This window comes from Sedimentibacter saalensis (assembly GCF_007830175.1).
Classification (GTDB): domain Bacteria; phylum Bacillota; class Clostridia; order Tissierellales; family Sedimentibacteraceae; genus Sedimentibacter; species Sedimentibacter saalensis.
Genome location: NZ_VLKH01000018.1, coordinates 1 through 9,177 on the forward strand (window position 1 = coordinate 1; position 9,177 = coordinate 9,177).

A 9,177-nucleotide genomic window follows, 5' to 3' on the forward strand; every position below is an offset into this window, starting at 1 on the left:
CCATATTTCACAGCGATAGAGGGTTCCAATATACAGGGAATACCTTCAAAAGAAAGATTGAAGAAGCTGGAATGATTCAAAGTATGTCTAGAGTTGGAAAATGCATAGATAATGGACCTATGGAAGGATTTTTTGGCATATTAAAAACTGAGATGTTTTATGGGAAAAAGTTCAAAACACTTGAAGAATTAAAGGAGAAAATAGTTAAGTATATTGAGTTTTACAATGAAAAAAGATTTCAAAAAAGACTAGGATGCATGGCTCCTTTAGAATATCGAAACCATACATCCATATGTGCATAACATTTTAATTAAATTACCTGTCTACTTGACAAGTGTCTGTTCACAAGAGGATTTTTATTTAAATATCCAGAACTTGCTTAACAGGTAATTTGATACCATTACAACTGCATTTGCCCATATTTTTGCCGAATATAAACTGACACCTAGAAGTTCAACAAGAACCATCATGGTTCCTATATCCAGTACATATGTAAAAATTCTTCCGGTGAAAAATTTCATAAATTCTTTAGTAGATTCTTTGTTGCTTAAAAAAACATACTTTTTATTAATAAAAAATGCAAAAATAACAGATATTAAGAATGCTGTAGTATTTGCTGCTTTGTATTCAATTCCAAAAAAAATCAAAACATAATATATCAAAAAATTAACCAGTGTTGTCATTATTCCTGCAACTAAGTAGGATATGAGTTCTCTCGACATTTTGTTATTCATATGACTCCCCGCAGCTTAAATTTTACACTAATATTATTGCACAATTGAACCAAACTGTAAACTTAAACATTTTCTTATCTCGTGTTGAAAATTTTTATAGGGATGATATAATTTAATTACAACAATATATAGGGTGATAAAAATGAATATAATAAGCATAGTAATTCCTGTGTACAATGTGGAAAAATATTTAAGCAGATGCCTTGAAAGCATTTTATCTCAAAGCTTAAAGGAAATTGAAATTATTGTTGTCAATGACGGTTCAACTGATAACAGCCTTGAAATATGCAAGTATTATCAAAAAAAGGACAGTCGGATTATTATTATTGACAAAAAGAATGAAGGGGTTTCTGTTGCCCGAAACACCGGTATTGACTATGCTTCCGGCAAGTACATAGGTTTTGTGGATCCTGATGATTGGATAGAAAAAAACATGTATGAAAATATGTACAGCACAATTGAAAAATTCAACTGCAGCATTGCTTTTTGTAATTACTCAAAGGATTCAAAGCTTGGAAGCACAATAAAGACGCTTAAATTCAACAAGGATTTTCTTGGAAAACTGGATATAATAAATGAACTCATAGCTAACATGATAGGAATTGAAGACATACTGCCTAAGTATTACAATGTAATGGGCTGTGTTTGGAGATGCTTGTACAAAAGAGACTTCATAGAAAAGTTCAAACTCAGGTTTACGCCGGGTATAACAATTATGGAAGACTTGATTTTCAACGTCCAGGCTCTTATTTACTGCGACAAGGCATGCATTGACCACGGAGTGTACTATCATTACATGAAAAACAAAAGTTCTTCACTGCATACATACAATGAAAAAATGTGGCAGGACCTGGTTAAAGTTCACAACAAGCTTGAAGAAATTTTAGAAGATGCCGAATTAAACGAATATATGAGAAACAGGCTTGATTCAAGATATATTGCAATGGCTGCCTGTGCTGTGGGAAACGAAATATATTTAAACAACAGCGCCAAGCTAAACGACAGAATGAAGGCAGCAAAATACATTATAAAAGACAATAAACTAAAGGAAGTGCTGCAGCGTGCAAAACTCTACAACTTTGAAAATCTGAAGGATTTAAGAAGCAGGGAAGAAGCAGCAAAAGAAAGGATTGTCATAAGAAATCTTCTCTTTTATACAAATCCTGATACCGTAAGTGTTGAAAAAATAAGAATAAGAAAAGCAAAAAATTCAAAGAGGAGATAATCTCCTCTTTGGCTATTGATAAACTAATTTTCCACAATCGTAGGGGCAGATCTTGTATCTGCCCGTTTTGATAATTCAATAATTTTGGTATATCCGGGAGGACACGAGGTCCTCCCCTACAAAACTGAATATCGAATTCACAGTGAAAATAAATATTATCAAGTTGTGTGGGCGGATTTTGTATCCGCCCGTATTGAAAAGCCAATAATTTTATATCTTCGGGAGGACAGTAGTCCTCCCCTACATATTGAACCGTCATCAACCTAAGCGGAAGTAATATCCTGTTTATTATATGTTATTTTACAACTTTTCGTTCAGGATCTATAAGCTCTCTCATGTCTCCCATTATTGCTCTTGGAACCGGCAATGATATCATTGTTTGCAGTCCTGGTTTTGAATTTATGACCTGCGGTATCATATTTACGCACATTGCTATTGTTCCAATGCCTCCCGGTACTTCCGGTGAATTTACCATGTTGATGTTTGGTGTTCCTTTAATTATTACATAGTCGCCGGTCTTTACCCCAACCTGCTCAGGTTCTATTTGCTGAGGATGGTCCATTTCAATTTTCATTTTTCCATCTACATAACCGAATCCCTTCATTGCAACTCCGGCTACGTTGCCTGCTTTTGCAAAGCCGTATGGTGATTTTCTGTCCACATCTGTAAGTATTGGCTCCATAGTCTGCTCTACTTTATCAACCTTCCAGCCTATGGCATCAGCAATCATACTGATAGATTCCGGGAATCCAACATGTCCAGACATGCTGTTAGTTTCAACTTTTCTGTTAAATTCATCAAGAGATATGCCAATTCCCTGTTCTTCCATAACTGTAGGTCCGAAAGGTGACAGACTGTTTACTCTTCTAGCTGTGATTTCATCTACTGATTCGCAGCATCCCGTCATAATTACCACAAGAAGGTCCATAATAAGCCCAGGATTAATTCCTGTGCCAAGAATAGATACTCCGTTTTCCTTTGCTATTTCATCAAGCTTCTTTGAAAGTTCTGGCTCCTGAGCCATAGGATATGCCATCTCTTCAGCGCTTGAAACTACATTTATTTTATTTTCCATTACAAATTTGAATTTATCAAAAGCTTTGCTTGTAAATGAATCTGTTACACATAAGCAAACATCAGCACATTTTTCAGTGATTGTTTCTTCCGGAGTTTTAACAATAACTTCAGCCCTTCCTCTTCTTTCTACTCCTATAACTTCGTACATGCTTTTTCCAAGCTTATTGCCAATATCAATTGCTCCTACTATGTCAACGCCTTTTTTATTTAAAAGCATTCTCGCCATTCCCGAGCCCATTGCTCCCAGTCCCCATATTACTACTTTTACGTTTTGCATTTGTTTCCTCCTAAATTTTATATCTGCATATATACTAAGCAATTCTCGTGCCAACTTTTTATGTGAAAAATATTTTTTTAATATTTTTAAACTTATTGAATTTTCAATGAAAATTAATACTAAAATCATGTATGATTTTATTTTCGATTTTTATTGAATTTTTATGATTAAAATCCAATAAAATAAATGCAAAATATTTTGCACTAGAGCAAATTATTTTGCATTTTATTACAAATATTGAATGTATATTTGCGTTTCGACATCATTTTGTTATTTTATATACAATCTCTGCATAAAACAAGGGAAGAAACACTGTTTCTTCCCTGCATTTTTTATATACGAGGAAAGTCCTCTTTCCTCGTATATAAACGAGGATTGCAAAGGACGGGACGTCCTTGCCGTTAAGGGGGGTGCTCAGTAAAAACGCGTATGCGTTTTTACGCCGAAGGGGGACATAGGTCCCCCTAGCGGAGTTGCGGAGCAACTTATTTGTATGTTTTTTCAACATAGGCACTAGTTGTGGCTCTTAATAAACTTGAATAGCTCACTTTAAAGCTTACTTTATCTCCAACACTGTAAGGGGTGTCGGATTTGGTAACATCAAGTATCAAGTGGTCAGAACTTGCTCCTAATACGTCGATTTTAGAGTCTATAGGATGTAGGTTGTCAGGATCTACGTCTTGTCTTCCTACTGCTATTATGGCCCTTTTTATTATGCCTCTGTCTTCATAAACCGGTCTGTTTCCAAAAGCATCAACTCCGGTTTCTCCCACGGGCACAGATTGTTTTTCCTTTAATTCAATTATTTCAGCTTCAAGAATAAATGCATCATCATAAAATCCATCAAGCATTTGACTGTAAGCAGTTTCATCACCTAACAGAAATGCTTCACCTACTCTTAAATTGTTTATACCCCTTGGAAGTTCATTTTTGCCTATAAGGTAGACAGAGCTTGAATTTCCGCCGGATATCATTTTAAGTTTTATGTTGAATTTATTTTCTATTTTTGACGCTGTTTCAACTAAAATCGAAAGATTTTCATTCTTTGGTATTACAGCTCCATAACAAGTGAGGTTTACGCCCAGACCGTAAAGCTCTATGTTTTCAAGCTTCAATATTTCATCGATAGTCTCATAAATTTCATCTTCATTTTTATAAAATATTCCTTCTCTTAAATCACCAAGATCTATCATGAGAAGTATTTTATGTGTTTTGTTGTGTTTAGCTGCATTATTGTTTAACTGCTTAATTGTTTCTATTTCAGAGTTTAGTGAAATGTCAGAGTGAAGAACTACATCTTCTGCTTCAGAAATCATGGGAAGCCTTAAAAGAACTCTTTCTTTTTTTGTTCCATGGTACTTTTTCAAATTTTGAATTCTGGAATCAGCCAGATAATCAATTTCCGAATTTTCCAACAGCTTGTAAATCTCCATGTCTGCGCAGTATCCTTTTGTTACAATCATCAAGGAACATCCTGAGCCCTTCACCATTTCCGTGATTTTGTCGAGATTATTTTTTACTTTTTTTAAATCTACTACCAATCTAGGATACATATCAATCTCCTATAAATAAGCTTTTTTTCATTAAAGCAAGAGCATCGTCATGATAACTTTTAGAAAGCACTCCAAGAGATGATAAAATATAATCTTCATCTATAAGTATCTGTGCTAATTCTGTAGGATACAGTTCCTGCTCCTTGCCATGATGCTTTATGAGTTCCAGTATATCTTTTTTGCCCGGAAGCCTTGTTAAAGCCCCGCCGGTGCCTATTATATATTTTATTGCAGTAAGGTCTTTTCCTTCAGCAACAGTCTTCTTGCCTGAAGCTGTATAGAAATATCGAAGATGCCCCGCATGTCTTTCAAGTGATGTGAGGACTGCTTCTTTTGTGAGTCTTTCAACAAACTGCATTTCTCTTGCTGTTTGTGGTATAGGTTTGTAATCTGCCAAAATTGCTTCCGCGTCCGGAAATTCTTTTTTCAAATTATCCATTCCTATTTTTTCCACAACGTGATTTGCATTTACATATACTCCCAGGTCACCTTCAACAGTACGTTTGGCAACCGGTTCCGGACTAATTAAAATTGAATTAATTTCAATTGACCCTTCTGTTACAGAATGCACATCTGTTGTTGCTCCCCCAACATCAAAGATTACCAGATCCCCCAACTCTTCCTTCAATACTTTTGCTGCTTCCATAACAGCTCCTGGCGTAGGAATTATTGGGCCCTTTACCAGCTCCCTCACCTTGCTCATGCCGGGAGCATGGATGATGTGTTCCTCGAATGCATCTTGTATTATTTTTCTTGTGGGTTCCACAACCAATGTATCGATTTTCGGATATACATTTTCCACAATATATACCTGATTGCCCGCCTCCTCGCACATGAGGCGCACTTCTTCCTGGTTTTCAATGTTGCCTGCATATATGATGGGTGTTTTAAGTCCCATGGAAAGTATCATTTCCAGGTTGTAAAGAGCTGTTTCCCTTTCACCGTAATCCACACCGCCTGCAACAAGAATAATATTGGGGCTTATTTCCTGTATTTTCTTTAAATCAGTCTTTCTCATCCTGCCTGAAGTAATCATCTTGATGATTCCTCCGGCGCCAAGAGCTGCTTCTTTAGCTGCTCGAACAGTCATATCATAAACAAGACCATGGACAGTCATTTTTAAACCACCAGCAGCACTGCTTGTAGCCAGCATGTCATCCCATGTTATTTCGTCTGCATTGAGATTCTTCTTCAAGTCGTTAATAGCACCCTTGAGACCAACCGTAACATCCCCCTGAAGAACAGACGTAGGCGCCTGACCTTGCCCGACAAATGTCGGGCAGGAAGTGCCTATTCCATTGAATGCATTAACTACTGTAGTGGTGCTGCCTATTTCGGCTACCAATACATTTACTTTCACTATGCGTTCATTTCCCTTCTTCTTTTTACCAGGAAGCTTGCAACATCAATACCGTGGGATCCTCTTCCGAATCCGGCATCCATTCCAGCTTCAACGGCAATTTCATTGTTAACCTGAGTTCCGCCGCAAACTATCATAACTCTGTCTCTTATACCTTTTTCTATACAAAGTTCATGTATTTTTCTCATGTTCTTAATGTGTACATCATCATGAGTTATAATTGTGCTTACCAATATTGCATCAGCATTTGTTTCGATGGCAGCATCAACTAATTTTTCAACAGGGCATGAAGTTCCAAGATATTCATACTTAATACCAAATCCTTCAATACCGCCGTGTTTAATGTCCAGCGTTTCCTTAAGTCCAACTGAATGTTCGTCTTCGCCTACAGTAGCAGCAACAACAAACATTGGTTTTTCCTGTATATCAGCTCTTATTTCTTCAACAGAAAGCACTTCAACTTTTTCTGGGATTACCAGTTCATTAACATCAATGTCAAAGTTAACTCTTCCTTTGATTTCACAGTAAGTTCCTTCTGATGGGTGAAGGCACTGTTTGTGAACAACAGTAACATCTTCAAGACCCATTTTTTCTCCGCATTTTATGGCTGCAAATTCAGCAGTTCTTTCATCAAGAGGAAGGAATATGGAAAGAAGAACAGTACCGTCGGCTCTCCATTCAACTTCTGGTTTTACAAGATTTGTATCATAATATTTTTCAGCTTCTTCAAGTCTCTTGTTGACATTGTCATGTTCATCTAATTCATCAATGTAGATAATTTTTGAACGGTCTTCAAAAGTATCTCCTCCTATGGCGTCGCTTGCTTTAGCAAACTCCTTAGGAATATTGTTGTATCCGTAGTGAACAGAAACAGGAGCAAAGTAATCTTCATCTCTTTCATAAATGAAACCGTATCCGATACCGCCTTCTATTTGACGAGCTATACCGTCTCCGTTTCTTTCAGGATATTTACCGCTGTCAACAAAGAATCCTTGTTCAACAGCTTTAAAGAATCCTCCAACCTCAAGAACTTCTTCCATGAACAATATTGCTCTTTCCTTGAGTTCTCTTACATCTTTGCCTAAAACTCCGTCTCTGTCGAGCTTAACCATTTCTCTTAAGCCATCCATACCTGTAAGAGATTGTTTAGCAGTCATTATTCCGGCGATGTTGTTATAATGCCATGGCACGTTTCTTCCTTCATCAGGAGTGATTGTTGACTGAATATCAGCACTTGTAAGTCTTGAAATCATCATGTTCATAGTGTGAGTTACTGCAGCTTCACGAGTATCTGATTCCATGTACTTTGTGTTTTGCTGAGCTCTCATCTTATATTCTCTGAACAGGTCACGAAGAGCAACTGCATACGGTAAGTCAAGTCTCATACATGGTGCAGGTGGAGCTGTAGGAGGAACTGTTGACAATGCAATATTTTCAGGTTTAATACCAACTTTTCTTGAGAAAGCTGAGTTAATTGCATGCTGAACCATAAGTTCAGGCATAACTTTCCATGCTTTCATAGCTGTTGCATTAGCATTGTGTGCTCCGTCTATTTGAAGAATGTTAGCCCATGACATTATTTTCTTTGCTTCACATGCATCAACAAAGCTTCTTACCATGTTTACGTTTCTGTAAAGCACATTGTACTGAGGATCCTGGTGAGCACCGTTAACGCCTTCTTCAGCGAACATAACAGCAATGTCAGGACCTGCAACGCCTGAAATGTATGAGTGGAAGTTAATTGGACGGCCAACTTCTTCTTCTATTAAATCACAAGCTTTACGGCTTGCTCTAACTTGCTTTCTTGTAACCATGATACCGCCGATACCCTGATTTGTTCCTTCAAGAAGTGAATCAATGTGTGACTGTCCTGCAGTTCTTATAACCATCAGGTGGTCAGCACCGTGCCAAGCAGCCATACGCATTCTTCTAATGTCATCTTCAAATCTTCCTGAAGCAATTTCAGTAGTGATTACGCAGTCCGGCTGAGGATCGATATATCCAAATCCACGGCTTCCAGGAAGCGGAACTGAATTTGTAAGGCTTTCTGAAGTTTCATGGTATTCGAAGTCGCCGATAGTCCTGTTTTCATTTCTTCCTTCTCTCCAGTGCCAGCCGCGTCTCTTTGGTTCATATTTGTCCAAGTCTTTTAATAATTCTTTTATATCTAACTTTTTGTTAGGATCAAGTTTCATCTATATGCCCTCCTTAAAATAATGAATCTACGTCATCCCAGTGTCTTCCATTAGCAAGTTCAAGACCGGCTTCACGCACTGAAATACCTAGTTTCTTAGATAATCTCCACACAACATTTCCAGCACCTTTTCCCATTAAACCCTTGTTCATAACGCCTTCAACAATAGGTTTAACTTCAAGGCTTGAAAATCCCATTCTTAAAAGGACACTTCTTTCAACTGATGGAGTTGTATTCTTTTTTCCCAATTCAAGTAGAGGGTCTACTATTTGTTCTGCCAAATTCCAAAATCTATCATATAATTCTTCGTCTGAAAGATTTGCCAAATGAACTCTTCTTTGTTCGAAATCGTCGGCTCTTTTCATATTTTTGCTCCTCCTGCATTTTTAAAAGTTTTTAATCTGCAAATAGGCGTATGCATTTCATACGCCTTATTTATTTTAATTTTTTATAATGAAGCTAATACTTCTTTTACAAATTCAACATTTGTGTTTGTCTCTTCTGCAAGGAATGCTATGTCAGCTTCAGTTGGTGTTACTTTATAATTTTCTACTGCATTTTTAATAAGTGACTTTCTCATGTGTGTTAAATCTGCATCTTCAGCTTTTATCATTGATGGATGTTCAGGCAGTATTATGTTTGTTCCCGGCACTTCATCTTTTGGATTTCCAAATTTTATTTCTATGCCGTTTGATCTTGCAAATGACAGCTGCGGCTGAATGTGCTTGCCTGCTCCTGTGTATTCTGTTTCCTGAAC

Annotated in this window: 8 protein-coding genes and 1 pseudogene; 2 read left to right on the plus strand and 7 right to left on the minus strand. The window is 37.0% G+C overall.

Annotated elements, in window-relative coordinates; translation table 11 throughout:
- Positions 1-302: IS3 family transposase (locus LY60_RS17695; protein ID WP_170226291.1), on the plus strand; the 302-nt coding region annotated here is incomplete at its 5' end.
- A gap of 54 nt (positions 303-356) precedes the next feature.
- Here the strand turns inward: LY60_RS17695 and LY60_RS17700 are convergent.
- Positions 357-734, minus strand: coding sequence for a GtrA family protein (locus tag LY60_RS17700; RefSeq protein WP_145087057.1), 378 nt, complete (start codon positions 732-734; stop codon positions 357-359).
- A gap of 142 nt (positions 735-876) precedes the next feature.
- Here LY60_RS17700 and LY60_RS17705 point away from each other — a divergent pair, with 142 nt between their 5' ends.
- Complete coding sequence (locus LY60_RS17705) at positions 877-1,959, plus strand: glycosyltransferase (protein WP_145087060.1); 1,083 nt, start codon at positions 877-879, stop codon at positions 1,957-1,959.
- Positions 1,960-2,254: 295 nt separating this feature from the next.
- Here the strand turns inward: LY60_RS17705 and ord are convergent, their stop codons facing one another.
- The 6 genes and pseudogenes from ord to LY60_RS18075 all read right to left on the minus strand — a co-directional run.
- Complete coding sequence (gene ord / locus LY60_RS17710) at positions 2,255-3,313, minus strand: 2,4-diaminopentanoate dehydrogenase (RefSeq protein ID WP_145087063.1); 1,059 nt, start codon at positions 3,311-3,313, stop codon at positions 2,255-2,257.
- Positions 3,314-3,798: 485 nt separating this feature from the next.
- The gene (gene orr, locus LY60_RS17715) at positions 3,799-4,866 is read right to left on the minus strand and encodes an ornithine racemase Orr (protein WP_145087066.1); all 1,068 of its coding nucleotides are present in this window, start codon (positions 4,864-4,866) and stop codon (positions 3,799-3,801) included.
- 1 nt (position 4,867) lies between these two features.
- The gene (locus LY60_RS17720; protein ID WP_145087069.1) at positions 4,868-6,226 is read right to left on the minus strand and encodes a GlmL-related ornithine degradation protein; all 1,359 of its coding nucleotides are present in this window, start codon (positions 6,224-6,226) and stop codon (positions 4,868-4,870) included.
- On the minus strand, positions 6,226-8,421 hold the full coding sequence (gene oraE, locus LY60_RS17725) for a D-ornithine 4,5-aminomutase subunit OraE (RefSeq protein WP_145087072.1): 2,196 nt from the start codon (positions 8,419-8,421) through the stop codon (positions 6,226-6,228). Before oraE ends, LY60_RS17720 begins: the two co-directional genes overlap by 1 nt.
- A gap of 13 nt (positions 8,422-8,434) precedes the next feature.
- On the minus strand, positions 8,435-8,785 hold the full coding sequence (locus LY60_RS17730; RefSeq protein ID WP_019228193.1) for an ornithine aminomutase subunit alpha: 351 nt from the start codon (positions 8,783-8,785) through the stop codon (positions 8,435-8,437).
- Between the two features lie 83 nt (positions 8,786-8,868).
- A pseudogene (locus LY60_RS18075) lies at positions 8,869-9,177 on the minus strand (2-amino-4-oxopentanoate thiolase subunit OrtB); the annotation flags it as partial.

What these genes read in the sequence shown, in the direction of transcription:
- LY60_RS17730 (WP_019228193.1), bottom strand. Translation starts at nt 8,785, where the DNA reads ATGAAAAGAGCCGACGATTTCGAACAAAGAAGAGTTCATTTGGCAAAT.
- LY60_RS17700 (WP_145087057.1), bottom strand. Translation starts at nt 734, where the DNA reads ATGAATAACAAAATGTCGAGAGAACTCATATCCTACTTAGTTGCAGGA.
- orr (WP_145087066.1), bottom strand. Translation starts at nt 4,866, where the DNA reads ATGTATCCTAGATTGGTAGTAGATTTAAAAAAAGTAAAAAATAATCTC.
- ord (WP_145087063.1), bottom strand. Translation starts at nt 3,313, where the DNA reads ATGCAAAACGTAAAAGTAGTAATATGGGGACTGGGAGCAATGGGCTCG.
- LY60_RS17705 (WP_145087060.1), top strand. Translation starts at nt 877, where the DNA reads ATGAATATAATAAGCATAGTAATTCCTGTGTACAATGTGGAAAAATAT.
- oraE (WP_145087072.1), bottom strand. Translation starts at nt 8,421, where the DNA reads ATGAAACTTGATCCTAACAAAAAGTTAGATATAAAAGAATTATTAAAA.